The sequence below is a fragment of the Streptomyces sp. NPDC001970 genome, from assembly GCF_053594115.1.
The window spans coordinates 89,763-112,504 of the sequence record NZ_JBSFDW010000029.1 but is presented as its reverse complement, the minus strand read 5'-3'; the positions used below and the strand labels follow the sequence as shown (position 1 = coordinate 112,504).

General features: G+C 71.9%; 16 protein-coding genes and 1 pseudogene. 14 read left to right on the top strand and 3 right to left on the bottom strand.

What is annotated here, in order from left to right:
• The first annotated feature begins 412 nt into the window (after nt 1–412).
• Complete coding sequence (locus ACWCP0_RS29725; RefSeq protein WP_451081847.1) at nt 413–1,150, top strand: hypothetical protein; 738 nt, start codon at nt 413–415, stop codon at nt 1,148–1,150.
• 89 nt (nt 1,151–1,239) lie between these two features.
• Entirely contained in the window at nt 1,240–2,331 is a 1,092-nt protein-coding gene (locus ACWCP0_RS29720) for a glycosyltransferase family 4 protein (protein ID WP_451081846.1), read from the top strand.
• A gap of 164 nt (nt 2,332–2,495) precedes the next feature.
• Here the strand turns inward: ACWCP0_RS29720 and ACWCP0_RS29715 are convergent, their stop codons facing one another.
• From ACWCP0_RS29715 to ACWCP0_RS29705, 3 genes are all read right to left on the bottom strand, one after another.
• A complete protein-coding gene (locus tag ACWCP0_RS29715) occupies nt 2,496–4,124 on the bottom strand; it encodes a PucR family transcriptional regulator (RefSeq protein ID WP_451081845.1) in 1,629 nt (542 codons plus the stop codon).
• A 40-nt stretch (nt 4,125–4,164) separates the two neighbouring features.
• Complete coding sequence (locus ACWCP0_RS29710) at nt 4,165–5,547, bottom strand: FAD-binding oxidoreductase (protein WP_451081864.1); 1,383 nt, start codon at nt 5,545–5,547, stop codon at nt 4,165–4,167.
• 91 nt (nt 5,548–5,638) lie between these two features.
• On the bottom strand, nt 5,639–7,441 hold the full coding sequence (locus ACWCP0_RS29705; protein WP_451081863.1) for a glycoside hydrolase family 15 protein: 1,803 nt from the start codon (nt 7,439–7,441) through the stop codon (nt 5,639–5,641).
• A 447-nt stretch (nt 7,442–7,888) separates the two neighbouring features.
• On the opposite strand from ACWCP0_RS29705, the gene ACWCP0_RS29700 reads away from it, so the two are divergent.
• The 12 genes and pseudogenes from ACWCP0_RS29700 (at nt 7,889) to ACWCP0_RS29645 (ending at nt 22,738) form a co-directional block, all read left to right on the top strand.
• Nucleotides 7,889–9,538, top strand: coding sequence for a CTP synthase (locus tag ACWCP0_RS29700; protein WP_451081844.1), 1,650 nt, complete (start codon nt 7,889–7,891; stop codon nt 9,536–9,538).
• Nucleotides 9,539–9,625: 87 nt separating this feature from the next.
• On the top strand, nt 9,626–10,252 hold the full coding sequence (locus ACWCP0_RS29695) for an NUDIX domain-containing protein (RefSeq protein ID WP_451081843.1): 627 nt from the start codon (nt 9,626–9,628) through the stop codon (nt 10,250–10,252).
• Nucleotides 10,253–11,006: 754 nt separating this feature from the next.
• Nucleotides 11,007–13,113, top strand: a pseudogene (locus tag ACWCP0_RS29690) (tetratricopeptide repeat protein); the annotation flags it as partial.
• 147 nt (nt 13,114–13,260) lie between these two features.
• Entirely contained in the window at nt 13,261–14,376 is a 1,116-nt protein-coding gene (gene ald, locus ACWCP0_RS29685) for an alanine dehydrogenase (protein WP_451081862.1), read from the top strand.
• A gap of 429 nt (nt 14,377–14,805) precedes the next feature.
• On the top strand, nt 14,806–15,942 hold the full coding sequence (locus ACWCP0_RS29680; RefSeq protein WP_451081842.1) for a ParA family protein: 1,137 nt from the start codon (nt 14,806–14,808) through the stop codon (nt 15,940–15,942).
• Entirely contained in the window at nt 15,927–16,499 is a 573-nt protein-coding gene (locus tag ACWCP0_RS29675; protein ID WP_451081841.1) for a hypothetical protein, read from the top strand. Before ACWCP0_RS29680 ends, ACWCP0_RS29675 begins: the two co-directional genes overlap by 16 nt.
• 730 nt (nt 16,500–17,229) lie before the next feature.
• Nucleotides 17,230–18,351, top strand: a complete 1,122-nt coding sequence (locus ACWCP0_RS29670) for a segregation and condensation protein A (RefSeq protein WP_451081840.1) — start codon at nt 17,230–17,232, stop codon at nt 18,349–18,351.
• A 44-nt stretch (nt 18,352–18,395) separates the two neighbouring features.
• On the top strand, nt 18,396–18,968 hold the full coding sequence (gene scpB / locus ACWCP0_RS29665; protein WP_351233085.1) for an SMC-Scp complex subunit ScpB: 573 nt from the start codon (nt 18,396–18,398) through the stop codon (nt 18,966–18,968).
• The gene (locus tag ACWCP0_RS29660) at nt 18,968–20,014 is read left to right on the top strand and encodes a pseudouridine synthase (protein ID WP_451081839.1); all 1,047 of its coding nucleotides are present in this window, start codon (nt 18,968–18,970) and stop codon (nt 20,012–20,014) included. The genes scpB and ACWCP0_RS29660 overlap by 1 nt, the downstream gene beginning before the upstream one ends.
• A gap of 116 nt (nt 20,015–20,130) precedes the next feature.
• A complete protein-coding gene (gene pnuC, locus ACWCP0_RS29655; RefSeq protein WP_451081838.1) occupies nt 20,131–20,802 on the top strand; it encodes a nicotinamide riboside transporter PnuC in 672 nt (223 codons plus the stop codon).
• Nucleotides 20,799–21,878 carry an AAA family ATPase gene (locus tag ACWCP0_RS29650; RefSeq protein WP_451081837.1) on the top strand — a complete coding sequence of 360 codons (1,080 nt, stop codon included), beginning with the start codon at nt 20,799–20,801 and terminating at the stop codon, nt 21,876–21,878. The genes pnuC and ACWCP0_RS29650 overlap by 4 nt, the downstream gene beginning before the upstream one ends.
• A 5-nt stretch (nt 21,879–21,883) precedes the next feature.
• Complete coding sequence (locus ACWCP0_RS29645) at nt 21,884–22,738, top strand: NUDIX hydrolase (RefSeq protein WP_451081836.1); 855 nt, start codon at nt 21,884–21,886, stop codon at nt 22,736–22,738.
• Nucleotides 22,739–22,742: the final 4 nt, after the last annotated feature.

Sequence of the window (22,742 nt, the reverse complement as noted above, 5' to 3'; positions counted from 1 at the left end):
CCATTGCCGTGGTGGGCATGCGTTCCGCGTGGGGTCCCAGGACGAAGTCCCCGGGGGGCCGATGCCGATGCGTCGGGCGCATGGGGCGGGTGCCTGACCGGCTCCCTTTCGCTGTTGTGGGCATGCGTTCTGTGGGGCGGAACGGGTGGGCTCAGTCCTCGGTCCGGGGCGGATTCGTCGGGTGTTGGGCGGGCGCGTGGCCGGCTCGCTTTCGCTGTTGTGGGCATGCGTTCCGTGGGGCGGAACGGGTGGGCACAACCCCCGGTGCCGGGTGCCGACTCGTTGAGCGCTTGCGCCGGTGGGCCAGGCCATTGCCGGTGGGCTGGTGCAGGCCTTCGGATTGCACTGGCGGAGTGCGTCGTCGGAGGACCCCTCTCCGGCCCGGTGGGCGGCTCTCCGTAGGGTGCTGATCATGGCAACCTTCAGCAGGTCGGCAGCCTTCGCCCTCGCCGTGGGCAGCACACGTGTGGTGTACGGCGCGCTCAGGGCGCGCTCGCGCGGACAGGCGCGCTGGGAGCGCACGAATTACGCCGGGCGCACCGTCGATCTGTGCGCCGGGCCCGCCGTGGTCGCAGGGGCGGCCGCCGGTGCGGTGGCCGCCGGGGTGCCCAGGGTCGCTGTGGCCGTGCTGGCGGCCGGGGCCTGTGGGGCGTACGACGATGCCGCCGGGGACGACCGGCGGGGTCTCAGGGCCCACCTCCGGGCCCTGAGGCAGGGCGAAGTCACCAGTGGGGCCGTGAAGCTCTTCGGGATCGGGGCCGCCGGGCTGCTCGCGGGGGCGCTGATGAAGGAGCGGGCCGTCGACAAGGCTCTCGCCGGTGTGGTGATCGCCGGCTGCGCGCACTTCGTGAACCTCGTCGACGTACGGCCGGGCCGCGCCGCACTCACGGTGCTCGGGCTCGGCGCGCCCGGGCTGCTGCGGGGACCGCTCGCCGCGGCGCCCATGGGCGCCGCGGCCGCCGTCGCCGCCGACGATCCGGGCGAGAGCACGATGATCGGCGACACGGGTGCGCACGCACTCGGCGCGGCACTCGGCGCCGCGATGGCTGCGGGGACCGGCCGAGCCGGGCTGGCCGCCCACGCGGCAGCGCTGATCGCGGCGGCGGCGTACGGCGACCGGGTCACGCAACGCGCGCGCTCACCCATGTGAGTGATCCGGACCGCGCAGTTGAGGCGCCGGACACGGCAAGGACGCCTCGGCGGTGCCGGAACGTGCGTACGGACTGGCATCCTTGGCGCGTGACACAGCTGCATACGGTCCAGGTGCTGGGCGGCGGCAGCGCGGGCAGCAGCGCTCACGTCAGGTCACTGGCCGCCGGGCTCGTGGCGAGGGGAGTGCGGGTGACCGTGTGCGCCCCCGCGCCCCTGGAGCACGACTACGACTTCCTCGGCGCCGGAGCGCACTTCGTGCCCGTGCCGCGGCGCGGCGACCCGGCTGCCTTCGCGGTGCTGCGGGCGGTGTGCGCCGCGGCGGACGTCGTGCACGCGCACGGACTGCACGCCGCGGTCCGCACCGGGCTCGCCCTGGGCCGGCAGCGCCGGGTGCCGCTCGTCGTCACCTGGCACACCCGGGCACTCGCCGACGGCGCGCGGGGCCAGGTGCAGCGGCTGCTGGAGCGCAGGGCGGTGCGGGCGGCGGCGGTGGTGCTCGGCACGTCGTCCGAGCTGGTCGACCGGGCCCGTGACCGGGGCGCCCGGGACGCCCGGCTCTCGCCGGTGACGGTGCCGGGGCCGCGGCGCCCGATGGGTTCGTACGAGAACAAGGCGCGGGCCGAACTGGGCGCCGTCGACCGGCCGTTGCTCATGGCGGTCGGACGGCTCGAACCCGACCGCGGGTACGCCACCCTCCTCGACGCGGCCCGCGACTGGCGTGGGCTCGACCCCGCGCCGCTGGTCGCGATCGCGGGGGAGGGGCGCGAACGGGAGCCCCTGCAGCGGCGCATCGAGACCGAGGGCCTCCCGGTGCGGCTGATCGGTCGCCGCGACGACGTCACGGACCTGCTCGCATCGGCGGACCTGGCGCTGCTCCCCAGCCGCTGGGAGGCCCGTTCCCTCCTCGCCCAGGAGGCACTCCGTCTGGGTGTCCCGCTCGTCGCGACCCGTGTCGGCGGCATCCCCGAACTCGTCGGCGACGCCGCGGAACTGGTGCCCTACGGCGACGCGGCCGCGCTCGCCAGGGCGGTCACCGGCCTGCTGGCCGACCCGGACCGCCGCATGCGCCTGGCCTCGGCCGGCCCCGCCCAGGCGGCCACATGGCCGACGGAGGACGAGACCATCGCGCAGGTGCTGAGCATCTACGACGAACTCACCCAGGCCCGCACGGGCATCTAGGCCCGGACTTCGCAGGTCACCCGTTAGTGACGGCTCGACGCGTGATCGTTGCCCGTCCCCGGCCGCTGTCGAGCGGACAGGATACGTGCGCACCCAAGTCGACCGCTGCTTGACCGGCTGCGACCGCTCGATCTTCACGAACGAGGGACCTGCGAACTACGGATCTAGGGCGTGTGCCGCCGGGCGCGCAGGGCCAGGGACAGGGCCAGGACCGTCTGCGGGTCGTCCAGGTCCGTGCCCAGCAGCTCGGAGATGCGGGCCAGACGGTTGTAGAGGGTCTGGCGGTTGAGGTGGAGTTCGCGGGCCGTTTCCGCCTTGCGGCCCGCGTGCGCCAGGTACGTCTCCAGCGTGGGCAGGAGGGACGGGCGGGAGGTGCGGTCGTGATCGCGCAGCGGACCGATCGCCCGGTCCACGAAGGCCGCCAGGTCCGGGTGGTCGCGCAGCCGCCACAGCAGCAGGTCGATGTCGAGGCGGCGCGCGTCGTACCAGGGGCGCTCCGCGAGGCCCTGCGCCGCCGTCGCCGTCTCGGCCGCGTGCCGCAGGCTTGCCGAGGCGGCCGCCCAGCCGCCCGCGACGCCGACCACGACCACCGGCAGGTGGGCTCCGGCCCGCTTGAGTCCCGCGCGCTCGAGACCGGCGCGCAGCGCGGCGGCGACCCGGTCCGCCACCGCCGTACGCTCCGACTCCGAGCGAAGGCCGAGCAGGAGCGGCACGCGGCCCTCCACGGGGCGTACGCCCAGCAGGACCGGGACGCCGACCGACGACAGCTCTTCGAGGACCGCGCGGGCCAGCAGCGACCAGTTGCCCGAAGGGGACAGCTCGGGAGCCAGCCGCATCACCACCGGCAGCAGGGGTCCGTCGCCCGGCCGGAAGCCGAGCACCCGGGCCTGCTCGGGTGCGTCCTCCGCCGTGATGCGGCCCTCGGCGAGGTCGGTCAGGAAGTCGCCGCGGCCGCGCGCCGCCAGCTCCTCCTCCTGGCGGGCCTGCATGAGGACCACCGCGAGGACCGCCGCCGCCCGCTCGGCCGCCATCCGGTGCACCGGGAGCAAGGGCGAGGACACGGCGAGGAGGACGAGGCGGGCCCGTACCGCAGCGGCCCCGCGCCCCCCGCCCGGCACGTCCACCAGCGCCGCCCCCGTCGGCGGACCTGCCTCGCGCGCCGCACGCTGGCCGCGCAGCCCTTCCCACACCTGCAGCGGGTCGGCGGCGGCAGGCCCCGACTCGGTGTCGGCGGCGTACAGCAGCTGGCCGTCGGCGGTCTCCAGGAACACCGGATTGGCCGTGAAGTCCGCGAGGATCCGAAGCACTTGAGGGATCCCGCCACCACCGAGCAGCGCCTCCGTGCACCGGTGCGCCACCTCCTCGGCCCGCTGCAGCAGCGCGTAGTGGTGGTTGACGATCTCGGTGTGGATCTCCTCCGTCACCGAGACGAACGGCACCTCGCGGTGCAGCTGGATCAGCGGCAGACCGGCCGACCTGGCCGCCTCGACGATGGTCGCGGGCAGCCGGGTGAACCGCGGGCCGAGTTCCACGACCAGTGCCGCGATACCGCGCTCGGCGAGCCGCCGTACGAAGGCGCGCTGCTCGGCGGGACGGGTGCCGAGGCCGAGGCCGGTGGTGAGGAGGAGCTCGCCGCCCTTCAGCAGCGACGCGATGTTCGGCACCTCGCCGGCGTGCACCCAGCGCACGGTGCGGTTCAGCCGGTCGGCACCCGCCACGACCTCCGGGAGCCCGCTGCGGAGTCCGGGCAGCTCGAGCGCCCGCTGCACGGTGATCCCGCCCTGTGTTTCCATTGCCGGGACGCTACCTGGGCGCAAGTTCGAAGGACAACTGTCAGCTCGGCTTGATGTTGTGGTTCAGGCGGAACACATTGTCGGGGTCGTACTGTGCCTTCACCGCGGCGAGGCGCCGGTAGTTCTCGGCGCCGAAACCGGCCACGACCCGCTGCTCGCCCTCATCGCCGATGAAGTTGAGATACACCTGCCCGATGGACCACGGCATGACATCGGTCCGCGCTTCCCGCACCCACTGCCTGCCCTGCTCGTCGTCGGCCGGGTTCTCCCAGATGCCGAAGGGGTGGGACACCCACCGGGCGGTCCGCCAGGGCACCGGGTAGGCGGAGTCGCCGCGGGCCATCGCCCCGCCCATCGGGAAGAGGATGTGCTGAGAGTTCGACGGCACGATCATGCTGTCCGCGCGGGCGCAGAAGACGTCCACGGCCTCCGCAGGAAGGGCCTGGAGATACTCCGCCGACCAGTAGTTCCGCAGCCCCGGCGGGTCGTCGATCATGCACTGCAGCTCGGCGTACGGGAGCTCGGTGATGACCTCCGCCTCGTGTCCCAGTCCGAGCAGCGGCCCGGCCGTCCGACGCAGTTCGGGCTCGGTGCCGGCGTACGTGATCAGCACCAGGCACACGGCCTTCCCCACCAGGTGCTCGGGCATGAAGTCCTCGGGCGGGCCGGTCAGATAGATGAAGCCTCCGCCGGCCTCGTCCGGCGCGGACTCCAGTACGTCCCGGTAGACCGGCAGCACCTCGCCGCCCCTCGCCGCAGGGAAGAACAGGAACGCGACGGACATGGCGGGCAGCGGATGCAGCTCCAGCGTCATCGACGTGGCCACCCCGAAGTTGCCGCCGCCGCCGTGCAGCGCCCAGAACAGCTCCGGGTTCTCGTCCTTGTCGGTGCGGACCTCGTTGCCGTCGGCCGTCACCAGATCGACGGAGACGAGACTGTCGCAGAGGAGTCCGAACTTCCGCTCCAGCCAGCCCGATCCGCCGCCCAGGGCGAAGCCGCCCACTCCGGTCGTGGAGGCACGGCCGCCGGTGACCGCCAGGGCGTACGGCTGTGTGGCCCGGTCGAGATGGCTCATCGTCGCCCCGCCGCCGACGCGCGCCGTGCCGGCGTCCGGGTCGACCGTGACCGCGTGCATCCGGCGCAGATCGACGACGAGTCCGCCGTCGGTGACCGAGAGCCCCGCGACACTGTGGCCGCCGCCGCGGACGGCCAGCTCCAGATCGTGCTCCCGGGCGAAGCGGATCGCCGCCGCCACATCCGCCGCCGACTCGCACTGGACGATCACGGACGGGTGCCGGTCGATCATCCCGTTGAAGATCGTGCGGGCCTCGTCGTACCCCGGGTCGCCCGGGGTGATGACATCGCCGGTGAGGGCTTCGCGCAGTCCTTTCAGGGCCGCTTCCGCGAGGGGCTGGGGCGCCATGATGGCCCCCTTCCGGGGCGCGAGCAGGACCTCTTCATCGTAGGTACGCGCGGTCATGCCCCGCACATTCGGGCAGGGGCCGGGGCCCGGCTCAGCCCCCGTACGCGCCGGAGGCGGTGAGCCGCAGGGCCGTGTCGATCAGCGGGACATGGCTGAACGCCTGCGGGAAGTTCCCCACCTGACGCTGCAGCCGCGGGTCCCACTCCTCGGCGAGCAGCCCCAGATCGTTACGCAGCGACAGCAACTTCTCGAAAAGTCGCCGCGCCTCGTCGACGCGCCCGATCATCGCCAGATCGTCCGCGAGCCAGAACGAGCAGGCGAGGAACGCGCCCTCGTCGCCCTCCAGACCGTCCACGCCCGCCTCGTCACCGGCTGTCGGGTAGCGCAGCACGAAACCGTCCGGCGTGGACAGCTCCCGCTGGATGGCCTCGATCGTGCCGATGACGCGCTTGTCGTCCGGCGGCAGAAAGCCCATCTGCGGGATCAGCAGCAGGGAGGCGTCGAGCTCCTTCGAGCCGTACGACTGCGTGAAGGTGTTCCGCTCCTTGTCGTAGCCCTTCTCGCACACATCGCGGTGGATGTCGTCGCGCAGCTCGCGCCAGCGTTCCAGCGGCCCGTCGGCGTCGCCCGACTCGATCAGCTTGATCGTGCGGTCGACGGCGACCCAGGCCATGACCTTGGAGTGCACGAAGTGGCGGCGCGGTCCGCGGACCTCCCAGATGCCCTCGTCGGGCTGGTCCCAGTGGTCCTCCAGGTAACGGATCAGCTTGAGCTGGAGCAGTGAGGCGTAGTCGTTGCGCGACAGACCGGTCATGTGCGCGAGGTGCAGGGCCTCGGTGACCTCGCCGTAGACGTCGAGCTGGAGCTGGTTGGCGGCGCCGTTGCCGACCCGGACCGGGGCGGAGTTCTCGTACCCGGGCAGCCAGTCCAGCTCCGCCTCGCCGAGCTCGCGCTCGCCGGCGATGCCGTACATGATCTGCAGGTTCTCCGGGTCGCCCGCGACGGCGCGCAGCAGCCACTCACGCCAGGCCCGGGCCTCTTCCCGGTAGCCGGTGCGCAGCAGCGAGGAGAGGGTGATCGCCGCGTCGCGCAGCCAGGTGTAGCGGTAGTCCCAGTTCCGTACACCGCCGAGCTCCTCCGGCAGGGAGGTGGTCGGCGCGGCGACGATCCCGCCGGTCGGGGCGTACGTGAGGGCCTTCAGCGTGATCAGCGAGCGGACCACCGACTCTCGGTAGGGCCCGTGGTACGTGCAGTGCTCCACCCACTCGCGCCAGAAGTCCTCGGTCGCCTCCAGCGATCCCTCGGGGTCGGGCAGCGCGGGCGGCTCCCGGTGCGAGGGCTGCCAGCTGATGGTGAAGGCCAGCCGGTCGCCGGGGGAGACGGTGAAGTCGGAGTACGTCGTCAGGTCCTTGCCGTACGTCTCCGTCGGGGTGTCCAGCCACACCGAGTCGGGCCCGGCGACCGCGACCGTACGGTTGTCGACCTTGTGCACCCACGGCACGACGCGCCCGTAGCTGAACCGCATCCGCAGCGCGGACCGCATCGGCACACGGCCGCTCACGCCCTCCACGACCCGGATGAGCTGCGGTGCCCCGTCGCGAGGCGGCATGAAATCGGTCACTCTGACGGTGCCGCGCGGCGTGTCCCACTCGGACTCCAGGATCAGCGAGTCCCCGCGGTACCTGCGGCGGTCCGCGGCGGGCGGCTCGGCGTGGCCCGGATACGCGGGCCCGAGCCGCCAGAAACCGTGTTCTTCGGTGCCGAGCAGTCCGGCGAAGATCGCATGTGAGTCGAAGCGGGGCAGGCACAGCCAGTCGACCGTGCCGTCCCGGCAGACCAGGGCAGCGGTCTGCATGTCTCCGATGAGTGCGTAGTCCTCGATGCGCCCGGCCACGTGGATCTCCAGTCGAACGGCCACGTCCGCCCTGCGTGGCGCTTACTGCGGTCAAGGGTGTCAATCGGTCAATCGGTCATTGACGAGCTCTTGTTCCGGGTGAAGGGCGGGGGTGGTGCCGATCGCCGGCCTGGCTCGGCAGCGAGATCTCCGAATCAAGTGTCCGAGCAGGATACGACGCACCTGGGTGATCCGCGCGACGCTCCCGGCAATGCGGCGCCGCCGAACGGGTGAGCGGCGGGTGAACCCGTGGAAGCCCGTGATGGCCATGATGCCCCGTGTGGCCGGAAGCAGTCTCCCTTCGGCGCTGATACCCTGGTAGCCCGTGGACCGGTGGGCGCAGACCCCCGAACCGCAGCGACGGCACCCCAGGACATCTCCGGATCTCCGCCGCGGGATCGCCGGTACGCACGACCACCTCGCGACCACGGGAGCCCCCTCTTGGCCATGCCGCCCAAATCCACGACGACCAAGCACATCTTCGTCACCGGGGGTGTCGCCTCCTCCCTCGGCAAGGGCCTGACCGCCTCCAGCCTGGGTGCGCTCCTCAAGGCGCGGGGTCTGCGGGTCACGATGCAGAAGCTCGACCCGTATCTGAACGTCGACCCGGGCACGATGAACCCGTTCCAGCACGGTGAGGTGTTCGTCACCAACGACGGCGCCGAGACCGACCTGGACATCGGCCACTACGAGCGGTTCCTCGACGTCGACCTCGACGGCTCCGCGAACGTCACCACCGGCCAGGTGTACTCGACCGTCATCGCCAAGGAGCGGCGCGGCGAGTACCTGGGCGACACGGTCCAGGTCATCCCGCACATCACCAACGAGATCAAGCACCGCATCCGCCGCATGGCCACGGACGACGTGGATGTCGTGATCACCGAGGTGGGCGGCACGGTCGGCGACATCGAGTCGCAGCCGTTCCTGGAGACCGTCCGCCAGGTCCGCCACGAGGTCGGCCGGGACAACGTCTTTGTGGTGCACATCTCGCTGCTGCCGTACATCGGTCCGTCGGGCGAGCTGAAGACCAAGCCGACGCAGCACTCGGTCGCCGCGCTGCGCAGCATCGGTATCCAGCCGGACGCGATCGTGCTGCGCGCCGACCGTGACGTACCGACCGCGATCAAGCGCAAGATCTCGCTGATGTGCGACGTCGACGAGGCGGCCGTGGTCGCGGCGATCGACGCCAAGTCGATCTACGACATCCCGAAGGTGCTGCACACCGAGGGCCTGGACGCCTACGTGGTACGCAAGCTGGACCTGCCGTTCCGCGACGTCGACTGGACGACGTGGGACGACCTGCTGGACCGCGTCCACAACCCCGACCACGAAGTCGGTGTCGCGCTCGTCGGCAAGTACATCGACCTGCCCGACGCCTACCTGTCGGTGACGGAGGCGCTGCGCGCCGGCGGCTTCGCGAACCGGGCGCGCGTCAAGATCAAGTGGGTCACGTCGGACGACTGCAAGACTCCGGCGGACGCGGCGAAGCAGCTCTCCGACGTGGACGCGATCTGCATTCCCGGCGGCTTCGGCGACCGCGGTGTGAGCGGCAAGGTCGGCGCGATCCAGTACGCCCGCGAGAACAAGGTGCCGCTGCTCGGCCTGTGCCTGGGCCTCCAGTGCATCGTGATCGAGGCCGCGCGCAACCTGGCCGAGATCCCCGAGGCGAACTCGACGGAGTTCGACTCCGCCACCGCCCACCCCGTCATCTCGACGATGGAGGAGCAGCTGGCGTACGTGGAGGGCGCGGGCGACCTGGGCGGAACGATGCGCCTCGGCCTCTACCCGGCGAAGCTCGCCGAGGGCTCGATCGTTCGCGAGGTCTACGACGACCAGCCGTACGTCGAGGAGCGTCACCGCCACCGCTACGAAGTGAACAACGCGTACCGCGCGGAGCTGGAGAAGAAGGCGGGCATCGTCTTCTCGGGCACCTCCCCGGACAACAGGCTCGTGGAGTACGTCGAGTACCCGCGCGAGGTGCACCCGTACCTGGTCGCGACCCAGGCCCACCCGGAGCTGCGCTCCCGCCCGACCCGTCCGCACCCGCTGTTCGCGGGCCTGGTGAAGGCGGCTGTCGAGCGCAAGACGGGCAACTGAGGCAAGGCACCACAAGGCATTACGGTGGACCGGGGTACGGACTGGGAGAGATTCCGTGCCCCGGTTCCGGCGTTTGGGAGGACGTTCATGATCATCAAGGACTCCCCTGAGGAGTGGCAGGTCACCGCGACCGCCACCCCCTTCAAGGGCAACAAGACGAGTGTCCGCACCGACGACGTGGTCATGCCCGACGGCACGGTCGCGCGCCGCGACTACCAGGTCCACCCGGGATCGGTCGCGGTGCTCGCCCTCGACGAGTCCGGACGCGTCCTCGTGCTCCGCCAGTACCGGCACCCCGTGCGCCAGAAGCTCTGGGAGATCCCGGCCGGCCTGCTCGATGTGCCCGGCGAGAACCCGCTGACGGCGGCTCAGCGCGAGCTGTACGAGGAGGCGCACGTCAAGGCGGTCGACTGGCGGGTGCTGGCGGACGTGTACACGACGCCGGGCGGTTGCGACGAGGCCGTACGGATCTTCCTGGCCCGCGACCTGTCCGAGGCGGAGGGCGAGCGTTTCCAGGTCGCCGATGAGGAGGCGGACATGGAGCTGGCCCGGGTGCCGCTGGAGGAGCTGGTGCGGGGCGTAATGGCGGGGGAGCTGCACAACAACTGCCTGGTGGTGGGGGTGCTCTCGCTCACGGCAGCGCTGAAGGGTGACGGCGTGGAGTCCCTCCGCCCGGCCGAGGCGCCCTGGCCGGCCCGGCCGTTCGCGGCGTAGCCCTCGGGGCGCGGACGGGACGGGACCTGCCCCAGACCCGGGGCGCGGCCGCGACCGTGCGGCGGCTCGTGTGTCCGTCGTCGAGCGAAGCCCCGGTATCGGGCGGTGGGCCTGGGTGTCTGTCCTCGACCGTCGGGCGGGTTTGGTGTGTGCCGGTGCCGGTGCCGGTGCCGGTGGTGAGGCGGGGTGTGCGGCCTGAGTCGTCGGATGGGCTGGGTAGGGTCCCCGGTATCGGGCGGTGGGCCTGGGTGTCTGTCCTCGACCGTCGGGCGGGTTTGGTGTGTGCCGGTGCCGGTGGGTGAGGCGGGGTGTGCGTCCTGAGTCGTCGGGCGGGCTGGGTAGGTCCCCGGTATCGGCCCGTGTGTCTGTCCTCGACCCTCGGGCGGGCTGGGTATGTCCCGGTGCCGGTAGGTGGGCAGTGCCCGGGTCTCTGTCCTCGTGCGCCGGGCGGGCTTCGAAGGAGCCCCGCCGCGGATCGAGGCAGGGCACCGTCCCCCACGCCCGCCAGGGCGTAGGGGCAGCGGGTCCGGGGCGGAGCCCTGAAGGGGACTGGGGGCGAAGTCCCCAGTTCGGCCCGCAGGCGCCCCCACCCGCCGCCGGTGGGACCATCGGCTGATCCGATCGGGGGAAACGGGCGTCGCGTGTCGTCGCGGTGTGTCGGGTTCGCCGAGATGACTGAATTACGCTGCGGAGCGCCCGCACGGGAAAGCCCGGTGGGTTCGGCTCGTTCGGCGGCGGACTGGGAGCGTGGCCCGTGAGGGAGCAGGCGGTGGAGTGGAACGGCCCCTCGCCCCAGGGCCATCCGTCGCCGGCCGGGCCGGGGTCAGGGCCGGAGCCCGGCTCCGCGGAGCCGGCCGGACGTGGCACCGTAAGCGGTGTGGTTGGGCAATTCATCGGGCGCCAGCGTGAATTGAAGGCGCTGCGGTCCGACATCGAGCGGGCCGGTCTGGACACCCTCGCCGGGCGCAAGGCGCCCCGCGCCAGAGTGCTCCTCGTCGCCGGGCGGCCCGGATCCGGGCGCAGCGCGCTCGCCGGTGAGCTGGCGCGGCGGCTCGCCGACGAGTATCCCGACGGTGTGCTGCGGGCCCGGCTCACGGACCCGGGCGGCGCCCCGGTCCCCACCGATCGCACCGCGCGCGAGCTGCTCGACGCCCTCGGGATCGACGCCCCGGCCGGCGGCGGCGAGGACGAGCTCACCGAGATGGTCCGCGAGGCCCTCGCCGTACGCCGCTGTCTGCTGTTCCTCGACGACGCGGACGACGCCGAGCAGGTCGACCCGCTGCTCCCCGACAACCCCGACTGCCTGGTCGTCGCCGTTGCCAAGGGCCCGCTCACCGGTGTCCCCGACGTCCGGCCGTGCACCCTCGGCGGTATGGACCCGAAGTCCGCCATCGAACTGCTCAGCCGATACGCGGGCGAGGTGCGGATCACGGTCGACCCGCAAGCCGCCGAGTCGCTCGTGGAGGAGTGCGGCGGCCAGCCCGCCGCGATGGTCCTGGCGGGTGGCTGGCTCGCGGCGCGCCCCAAGGCCTCGGTCGCCGACGCGGCCAAGCAGCTGCGCGGCTTGCCGGACGACCCCGAGCAACCCGCCGGCGCCCGGCCGCTGGCTCGCGCCTTCCGGCTCGCGTACGAGTCCCTGCCGCAGCCCGCCTCCCGGATACTGCGACTGCTCGCCCTCGCGCCCGCCGGGCTGGTCGACGCGCACACCGCGTCGGCGCTGGCCGGCTGTTCCGTCTCGGCGGCGCGGTCGACGCTGGAGGACTTCGTCGCCCTGGGCCTGCTGCGGGCGGGCGAGGCCGGTGAGACGTACGAGGTGCCCGGCTGTCTCGCCCCGTTGCTGTACGACCGGATGACGACGCACGACCGGCCCGCCGAGATCCAGCTCGCCCGCGCCCGGATGCTGGAGCGGACCGTACGGCTGCTGCAGTCCTGCCGGGCCGTCACCGAGCCCGACGGCTCCCCGGCCCGCCGCAAGGTCGGCGGGCTGCCCAGGGCCCTGCGCTTCCCGAACCCGCAGGCCGCGCAGGCGTGGCTGCTGGACCGCCGCCCCGCGCTCCTCGCCGCGGCGCGCCTCGCGGTCGCCGACGGGGAGCTGGACACCCTGGCCCGACGGCTGATCGCCGCACTCGTACGCGCCCTGGTCGCCCACCGTGGCACCGAGGCGGCCGCGCCCGATCTGTACGGGCTGCACCAGCTCGTCCTCGATGTGTCCGAGCGCCGCGAGCTCCACCGCGAGCAGGCCGCGGCACTGCTGAACCTCGCCGATCTGGATGCCGGGACCGGTCGCACCGAGGACGCACTGGTGCGATATCGGGCAGCGCTGGATGCCGGACGCAGGGCACACGACCCCTACGCGACCGGTCGCGCGACGGAATCCGTAGGCGGTGCGTACCAGGAGCTGGGGGACTGGCAGCGGGCCGCGGACTGGTTCGGCCGCGCCCTCTCGCAGCGTCTCGCCCGCGGGGAGCGCGCCGACGAGGCGCGGCTCTACGGCCGCCTCGGCGCCGTGCACACGTATGCCGGCCGTTACGGCGAGGCCCTGCGCAGTTGGCGGGCCGCCGCCGCCGCACACCGCAGGGCGGGTGATCTGGGCGGATACGCGCGGGCGTTGAGCGAGGCGGCCCGGGTCCAGGAGTACGCCGGGCGCCCCCAGGAGTGCCTGCGCACCTGTGCGGACGCCGTGGCCTGGGCGCGGCAGGCCGGAGACGTACGGCTGCAGGGGGCGCTGCAGCTCAGGCTGGCCGACACGCTGGACCGGCTCGGCGATCCGGCAGCGGCCCGGTTGCACCGTGCGGCTGCCGAGCAACTGCTTGGAGGCGACTCATCCGGCCTGCGAAATCCGTAGTGCTTTCCTTGAGGAATTTTGCTTTGCAAGGCTAGACAGCGAGAAGTCCTTCATTAGACTGGCTCTGCCGGGTGTCGACCCGGTCTCTCCCGTTGCGCCTGGCGTATCCGGGTAACTATGGAAGTGCACCAGAAATCCCCCTGAGCCAAGGACCGTGATCGACGTGAAGGTCGGCATCCCCCGCGAGGTCAAGAACAACGAGTTCCGGGTGGCGATCACCCCTGCCGGAGTGCACGAGCTCGTGCGCAACGGCCACCAGGTCTTCATCGAGGCCAACGCCGGTGTCGGCTCCTCGATCACGGACGAGGAATTCACCGCCGCCGGTGCGCAGATCCTGCCCACCGCCGACGAGGTCTGGGCCACCGCCGACCTGCTGCTGAAGGTCAAGGAGCCCATCGCCGAGGAGTACCACCGCCTCCGCAAGGACCAGACCCTCTTCACCTACCTGCACCTCGCCGCCTCCCGTGAGTGCACGGACGCCCTGCTCGAGTCCGGCACCACCGCCATCGCGTACGAGACCGTGGAGCTCCCGAACCGCGCCCTGCCGCTGCTCGCTCCGATGTCGGAGGTCGCGGGCCGGCTGGCCCCGCAGGTCGGTGCCTACCACCTGATGCGCTCGGTCGGCGGCCGTGGCGTGCTGCCGGGCGGGGTTCCGGGCACCGCCGCCGGTGAGTGTGTCGTCATCGGGGGCGGCGTCTCCGGCTGGAACGCCACCCAGATCGCCGTCGGCCTGGGCTTCCACGTGACCCTGCTCGACCGCGACATCAACAAGCTCCGCGAGGCCGACAAGGTTTTCGGCACCAAGGTGAAGACCGTCGTCTCCAACGCCTACGAGCTGGAGAAGGCCGTCGTCGAGGCCGACCTCGTCATCGGCGCCGTCCTCATCCCGGGCGCCAAGGCCCCGAAGCTGGTCACCAACGAGCTCGTCGCCAAGATGAAGCCCGGAAGTGTCCTTGTCGACATTGCGATCGACCAGGGCGGCTGCTTCGAGGACTCGCGCCCGACCACCCACGCCGAGCCGACCTTCATGGTCCACGACTCGGTCTTCTACTGCGTCGCCAACATGCCGGGCGCGGTGCCCAACACCTCCACGTACGCGCTGACCAACGCCACGCTGCCGTACATCGTGTCGCTGGCCAACAACGGCTGGGTCGAGGCGCTGCGCCGTGACCCCGCGCTGGCCAAGGGCCTCAACACCCACGACGGCCAGGTCGTCTACAAGGAGGTCGCCGAGGCGCACGGCCTCGAGTCGGTCGAGCTGAGCGCGCTGCTCGGCTGAGGCGACCCCGACTGACAAGCGACCGATCCGTCAATACGGATCGTCAACAACACGCATCCGGCCGGGCCTTGGCGAGCAAGGTCCGGCCGGATGTGTGTCCGGACACTTCGTGGTACCGGCCCAACTCGCCTCGAACGTAGCCCTTTGACCCTTTCGCACACCCGTGAAAGGCGCGGACCGGCTGCTGCGCACCCTTGACAGCGGGGTGTTCGGTTGCCGACACATCGGGCCGGGTCCGGTGGATTGTGTTGCTGCGGACCGGTGACACGCCATAGAGTCGCCAACCGTCGGCATGGTGCCACGCTGACCTATCGATAAATTTTCCTGGTCACGTCCAAGGAGGTAAGACGACTTGTGAATGAGTCGACATTTTCTCCCGGGGGTGGTCATGCGGGAACTCCCCCCCGACGCCCTGAGGGCGTGGGGGCGGTGCCCCCAGCAACACGGGGCCAGGGTCCTGCGTCCGGGCTCGAAGCTGTCGGCTCCGTCGCTGTCCGAACCTTCGCGACCCACCAGCTCCTGCCGACGACAGCCCACACGATGAAGATGATGGACGGCCAACACGTGAACGCCATGGCCGGCAACGAGAGTGGCCGAGAGTCCACCCACTTCGCCGACTACGACGAAGTGCCCGAGGGGCACTTCTACGACCCAGACGCCGAGTACGAGCCGGACCCGGAGTACGCGGCCACGCTCGCGCCCGACGCGGCCCGCCAGCGCCGGGAGCGGATCGGCCCCACCGGACGGCCGCTGCCCTACTTCCCGATCCCGGGCCCGCTGACCTCCCACGGCCCCGCGAAGATCATCGCGATGTGCAACCAGAAGGGCGGCGTCGGCAAGACGACGTCGACCATCAATCTGGGCGCCGCGCTCGCGGAGTACGGACGACGCGTCCTGCTCGTCGACTTCGACCCCCAGGGGGCCCTGTCGGTGGGGCTGGGCGTGAACCCGATGGAGCTCGACCTGACGGTCTACAACCTGCTCATGGAGCGGGGCATGTCCGCCGACGAGGTCCTGCTGAAGACCGCCGTGCCCAACATGGACCTGCTGCCGAGCAACATCGACCTCTCGGCCGCGGAAGTGCAGTTGGTGAGCGAGGTCGCGCGCGAGTCGACCCTGCAGCGCGCGCTCAAGCCGCTGATGCAGGACTACGACTACATCGTGATCGACTGTCAGCCGTCGCTCGGCCTGCTGACGGTGAACGCGCTGACGGCGGCTCACAAGGTGATCGTGCCGCTGGAGTGCGAGTTCTTCGCGCTGCGTGGTGTCGCGCTGCTCACCGAGACGATCGAGAAGGTCCAGGAGCGGCTCAACCCCGAGCTGGAGCTCGACGGCATCCTCGCGACGATGTACGACTCGCGCACGGTGCACAGCCGCGAGGTGCTGGCACGGGTGGTCGAGGCGTTCGACGACCACGTGTACCACACGGTCATCGGGCGCACGGTGCGGTTCCCCGAGACGACGGTCGCGGGTGAGCCCATCACGACGTACGCGTCCAACTCCGTCGGTGCCGCCGCCTATCGTCAGCTCGCCAGGGAGGTGCTCGCCCGGTGTCACGCCGAGTGAGTCTGCCGGGGGCCGACGAGCTGTTCCGTACGACCGGGGGCACGGCCCTGCAGTCGTCGTCCCCGAGGCGGGGGACGAGCGGCGCCAACGGCGCGAACGGTGAGGCGCGCGTGCCGGCGCAGGCGGATGAGCCGTCACCGGAGGAGCACTCCCCGGCGGAGGAGGAGACGGGGACCGCCGAGCCCCGGAGTCGGGGCGCTTCCTCGGAGGGCGCGCCCGGCTCGGCCACGGCTGCCGCCTCCGCTGCTGCCGCTGCCGCCGCGAAAGGGCGCTCCGCGGCTCCTGCCGCCTCCGCGGCGGGCGCGGCGCCACGGCGCCGGGGACGGGCCGCCAACCGGCGGCCCAGCGGGCGTGAGCGCCACGACGAGAAGATCACGGTCTATGTCTCGGCCGAGGAACTGATGGACCTCGAACACGCGCGTCTCGTGCTGCGTGGCGAGCACGGTCTCGCCGTCGACCGCGGGCGCATCGTCCGCGAGGCGGTCGCGGTCGTGCTCGCAGATCTGGAGTCGCGGGGCGACGCGAGCATCCTGGTGCGGCGGCTGCGCGGTCGCTGACGGGGTAGCCTGCGCGCGCCCCATCTTTTCCGCTCCCTGGACCACGATGCCCCCGACCGACGACGCCCCCACCCCAGCCCCGCGCGGCTCTCGCCGCGCCCTGGGCCGCGGCCCGGGCACGTCCGGGTCCCGCCCGTCGACCCCTTCCGCGGCATTTCCCCCGGCGCCGGCCGATCCGTCGGCCGATCCGTCGACCGAGCCCGTGGAAGACCTGTCGGCGGAGCCCCTGGGAGACCCGTCGGTCACCTCTTGTCCGTCGATCGATCCCTCGGCCGAGGCCGACCCGTCGACCGAGGCGGCGCCGGGTCGTCCGGTGGTCCCCCCGGAGTCCACGGGCGATGCCGCCGGGTTCCCGTTGAGTCCCGAGGGTGCGAGGGCTGCCCCGGACGTGCCCGAAGCCGCGGGGTTTCCCTCGGAGCCTGCTGGGCCGACTGTCGCCGACCTGCCCGCCGAGGCGCGCCCCGGTCCGGTGGGCCCTGGGGCGGACCTCATCGCCCCATTGGCTCCCGCCGGCTCGTCGGCCGAGCCGTGGCCCGCTTCGGCGGCGGACCTCGCGGTACCCAGGCCTGCCGGCTCTGCCGACGCGGTGGAACAGGGCTTCGAGTCCGATATGCCGGGAGCCGAGGGAATCGACTCCCGCTCGTCGGCCCAGCCCGTGGAGGCCCCGTCGGCCCTCGTCGGCCGATCGGCCGAGGCGGCGGCCGGTCCGTCGGCCCCAGGAACGGACCCTGTGGAGCCCGGGTACGGGGCTGCCGGCCCGCGGCCGGAGGACGAGCCGGTCGTCGGCTCCGCCGACGGCGTGGGCGACACCGCTCAGGCGGTGGAGCAGAGCGCCGGCCCCGACGGACCCGGGGGCGGTAACCCCGGCACCGCCCTTGGGCCGGCCGCCCCCGAGGCGGAGGCCGAGGGGGACGGACTCGTCGAGGCGGTCCTCGGCGGCACGGGGCCCGCGACCGGGAGCCTTCCCCGTGAGGGAGCCGAGGGAGCCGAGGGAGTCGTCCCGGACGAGTCCGGTCCCGCCGACGACGGGCGGTTCACCGTCCGGCTGGCGAACTTCGAGGGGCCCTTCGATCTGCTCCTGCAGCTGATCTCGAAGCACAAGCTGGACGTCACCGAGGTCGCGCTGTCCAAGGTCACCGACGAGTTCATGGCGTACATCCATGCCATGGGGCCCGACTGGGACCTCGACCAGACCACGGAGTTCCTCGTCGTCGCCGCGACGCTGCTCGACCTGAAGGCCGCCCGGCTGCTGCCCGCCGCCGAGGTGGAGGACGAGGCGGACCTCGCGCTGCTCGAGGCGCGGGACCTGCTGTTCGCACGGTTGCTGCAGTACCGGGCCTACAAGCAGATCGCGGAGATCTTCAACGCCAGGCTGGAGGAGGAGGCCCGGCGCTACCCCCGTACCGTCGGCCTCGAGGACCACCACGCCGAACTCCTCCCCGAGGTCGTCATCAGCATCGGCGCCGAGGGCTTCGCCAAGCTCGCCGTCAAGGCCATGCAGCCCAAGCCCAAACCCCAGGTGTACGTGGACCACATCCACGCGCCCCTCGTGAGCGTCCGCGAGCAGGCGGAGGTGGTCGTGGGCATGCTGCGCGAGCGCGGGAGCGTCAGCTTCCGTGAGCTGACCGAGGGCGTCGGCGACACCCTCACCGTCGTCGCCCGCTTCCTCGCCCTCCTCGAGCTCTACCGCGAGAAGGCGATCGTGCTGGACCAGGAGGAGGCCCTCGGGGAGCTCGTCGTCACCTGGGCCGCAGGCGAGTCCGCCGCGCCGCACGTCACCGACGAATTCGACCGCCCCCCAGAGAGCCCAGAGAGCTCAGCGAGCCCCCAGAACCGGGAGGAGAAGGCGTGAGCACCGTGAGCACCACCCTCAAGCCCGCCCTCGAAGCCGTCCTCATGGTCGTCGACGAGCCGGCCACCGAGGAGCATCTGGCCAAGGTGCTGGAGCAGCCCCGCCGCGCGGTCGCCGACGCGCTGCGCGAGCTCGCCGACGAGTACACGGTCCAGGGCCGTGGCTTCGAGCTGCGCCTCGTCGCCGGCGGCTGGCGTTTCTACACCCGCCCCGAGCACGCCGCCGCCGTCGAGCGCTTCGTCCTCGACGGGCAGCAGGCCCGCCTCACCCAGGCGGCGCTGGAGACCCTGGCGGTGGTCGCGTACCGCCAGCCGGTGAGCCGCTCGCGGGTCTCCGCCGTGCGCGGAGTGAACTGCGACGGCGTCATGCGCACCCTCCTCCAGCGGGGTCTCGTCGAGGAGGCGGGCGCGGAACCCGAAACAGGTGCGATCCTGTACAGGACGACGAACTACTTTCTGGAGCGGATGGGCCTGCGCGGCCTGGACGAGCTCCCGGAGCTCGCTCCCTTCCTCCCGGAAGCGGACGCGATCGAGGCCGAGACGCAGGAAGGGGTTCCGTCGTTCGATCCGGACGCTCCGGACACAGACGACGACGACAAGACGACGACGGAACTTTGATGCGAAGCAGCGGCAGGAACAGCAGCGGGCGCGGCAACTACCGGGGTGCCGGGAACGCGCGCGACGACAAGCAGAAGCGCGCGGGCAAGCCCCGTCCCGAGGAGCGCCGCTACGACGTGGGCGGTTCCTCGGAAGCGCCGAAGAAGGGCCGCGGTGCGGCCGCCCGCGGTGGTGCCAAGGGCGCTCCGAAGCAGTCCCCGCAGCGCGGCGGAGGCCGTACCGCCCCGGCCCGCTCGCGTGAGTACGACGCCCGCGCCGAGGAGCGCAACCGCGAGCGGTACGCGAACAAGCCGCAGATCAAGACCCCGAAGACCTTCGGTGACCAGGAAGGCGAGCGGCTGCAGAAGGTCCTGGCCCGTGCCGGCATGGGCTCGCGCCGCGCCTGCGAGGAGCTGATCGACGCCGGCCGCGTCGAGGTCAACGGCAGCATCGTCGTCGAGCAGGGCACCCGCGTGGACCCGGAGAAGGACGAGATCAAGGTCGACGGACTGACCGTCGCGACCCAGTCCCACCTGTTCTTCGCGCTGAACAAGCCCGCCGGTGTCGTCTCCACCATGGAGGACCCGGACGGCCGCCAGTGCCTCGGCGACTACGTCACCAACCGCGAGACCCGCCTCTTCCATGTCGGCAGGCTCGACACCGAGACCGAGGGCATCATCCTGCTCACCAACCACGGTGAGCTGGCCCACCGCCTCACCCACCCGAAGTACGGCGTTCAGAAGACCTACCTCGCCGCCATCCAGGGCCCTCTCCCGCGCGAGGTCGGCAAGCTCCTCAAGGACGGCATCCAGCTCGAGGACGGGTACGCCCGCGCCGACCACTTCCGGGTCGTCGAGCAGACCGGCAAGAACTACCTCGTCGAGGTCACCCTCCACGAGGGCCGCAAGCACATCGTGCGCCGGATGCTCGCCGAGGCGGGCTTCCCCGTCGACAAGCTCGTCCGCACGTCCTTCGGCCCCATCGCGCTCGGGGACCAGAAGTCGGGCTGGCTGCGCCGCCTGACCAACACCGAGGTCGGCATGCTGATGAAGGAAGTCGGCCTCTAGCCGGACCCTCTGGAAGAGCCCGCGACCGTCGTTTCGACGGCCGCGGGCTTTTTCGTGCTTGTCGGGCCACCCTCCCCGCTTTATAGTCAGAATGACTCTTAAAGAAGGGGGCGGGCGTGAGTCTCGCGGACGTACTCGGACCTCTGCAGCAACCGCTGGTCACGCTGCTCGGCACTCCGGTCAGCTGGACCGAGGTCCTCGGCTTCGGCAGCGGAGCGCTCTGCGTCTGGCTCGTCGCCCGCCGGCACCTCGCGAACTGGCCGGTCGGCATCGCCAACAACGTTCTCTTCCTCCTGCTGTTCACCCAGGCCGGCCTGTACGCCGACGCGGGGCTGCAGGTCGCCTTCATCGCCCTCGCCGCCTACGGCTGGTGGACCTGGACCCACGGGGGTGGACCAGGCTCCTCCTCGGACGCCCTCCCGGTGCGCCGTACCACGCGCACCGAGTGGACGTGGCTGCTCGCGGCGGGGGCGATGGGGACCCTCGGCCTGACGGTGCTCCTGGACCGCGCCACCGACTCGACCGTCCCCTTCTGGGACGCGCTGACCACCGCGCTCTCCCTGATGGCGACGTACGGACAGTGCCGGAAGCGGCTGGAGTCCTGGCGCCTCTGGATCGCGGCCGACATCGTCTACGTACCGCTGTATGCGTACAAGGAGCTCTATCTCACCTCGCTGCTGTATGTCGGGTTCACGGCCCTCTGCGTGCACGGGCTGCGCAACTGGACGCGCGACCTCTCCGAACAGCGGCGGCAGTTGGCGGAGGAACCCGCGGAGGCGACAGCATGAAGCGCTACCGGCACGGTCTCGTACTCGGCAAGTTCCATCCGCCGCACGCCGGCCACCACCATCTCGTACGCACCGCGGCCGACCGCTGCGACCGGCTCACCGTGCTCGTCTGCGCCGCATCGGTGGAGTCGGTCCCGCTCGACGAGCGGATGGCGTGGATGAGCGAAGTCCACCCGGGCGTGCGGGTGGTGGGCGCCATCGACGACATTCCGGTCGACCTGACCGACCAGGCCGTCTGGGACGCGCACATGGCCGTGTTCCGTGCCGCCGTCCCCGGGCGGGTCGACGCCGTCTTCACCTCGGAGCCGTACGGGGACGAACTCGCCCGTCGCTTTCGCGCCGACTCGGTCTGCGTCGACCCCGGCCGTACGGTCTTCCCGGTCTCCGGCACGGCGGTGCGCAAGGATCCGGTCGGCTGCTGGGACTTCCTCGAGCCGCCCGTACGCGCCGCGCTCGCCCGCCGCGTCGTCGTGCTCGGCGCCGAGTCGACCGGCACCACCACGCTGGCCACGGCGCTCGCCGAGCGCTTCCGGCGGCGTGGCGGGGTCTGGACGCGGACCGGCTGTGTACCCGAGTACGGCAGGGAGTTCAGCGAGCGGAAACTCGCCGAGTTGCGCGCCGAGCGGCCCGGAGCCACCTGGTCCGACGTCCGTTTCGCCTCCGACGACTTCCCGCTGATCGCCCGGCGGCAGACCGAGCTGGAGGATGCCGCAGCCCGCACCGGATCTCCCGTGCTCGTCTGCGACACCGACGCCTTCGCCACGACCATCTGGCACGAGCGGTACATGGGCGGGCCGAACGAAGAGGTCGCGGAGATCGCGGCACGCGGCCGCGGCGACCTGTGGCTGCTCACCGACCACCGCGGAGTGCCGTTCGAGGACGACGGACTGCGCGACGGCGAGGAGCTGCGGCCCTGGATGACCGCGCGCCTCGCGGCCCAGCTCGCCCGCACCGGGCGGAGGTTCGCCACCCTGAGCGGTCCGCACGAGCAGCGGCTTGCCGAGGCCGTGGCAGCCGTCGACGCACTGCTCGCCGAGGGCTGGCACTTCGCCGACCCCCTGCCGGAGAGGCGGTGAGGGACATGACGGAGGGACCCGATTCCGGTGCCCCCGATTCCGGTGCCCTCGACTCCGGTGCCCTCGACTCCGGTGCATCCGATTCCGGTGCATCCGATCCGGGCGCCTACGACCCTCGCGCCTTCCCGCCCTTCGCGGTCACCGTCGACCTCGCCGTCTTCACGGTGCGCGACGGCGAGCTGCACGTACTGCTCATCGAGCGAGGACAGGAACCGTACAAGGGCGCCTGGGCGCTGCCCGGCGGATTCGTGCTGCCGCATGAGTCCGCGGGCCAGGCCGCCCGCCGTGAACTCGCCGAGGAGACCGGCCTCTCGGCGAGCACCGCCGCCGCGCTCCACCTGGAGCAGCTGCGCACGTACAGCGACCCGGACCGCGACCCCCGGATGCGGGTCGTGTCCGTCGCGTACACCGCACTCGTACCGGATCTGCCCGAGCCGCGGGGCGGGGGCGACGCCGCGCACGCCCGGTGGATGCCCCACGGCAGCCACGGCCGTCCCCCAGCCTTCGGCCGGGCGGACCCCCATCCGGCTTCGCTCGCCTTCGACCACGACCGCATCCTCGCCGACGCGCACGAGCGCATCGGCGCCAAGCTCGAGTACACGTGCCTCGCCACCGCCTTCTGCCCGCCCGAGTTCACGCTCGGCGAGCTGCGGCAGGTGTACGAGACCGTCTGGGGCGTCGAGCTCGATCGCCCCAACTTCCGGCGCAAGGTCCTCACCACGCCCGGCTTCGTCGAGGCGGTGGAGGGGGGCGCGCGCCTGACCGGCGGCCGGGGGAAACCGGCCGCGCTCTACCGGGCGGGGCCGGCGAACGCCCTGCATCCTCCACTGCTGCGACCGGAAGGGCGGCACACGACATGACCGC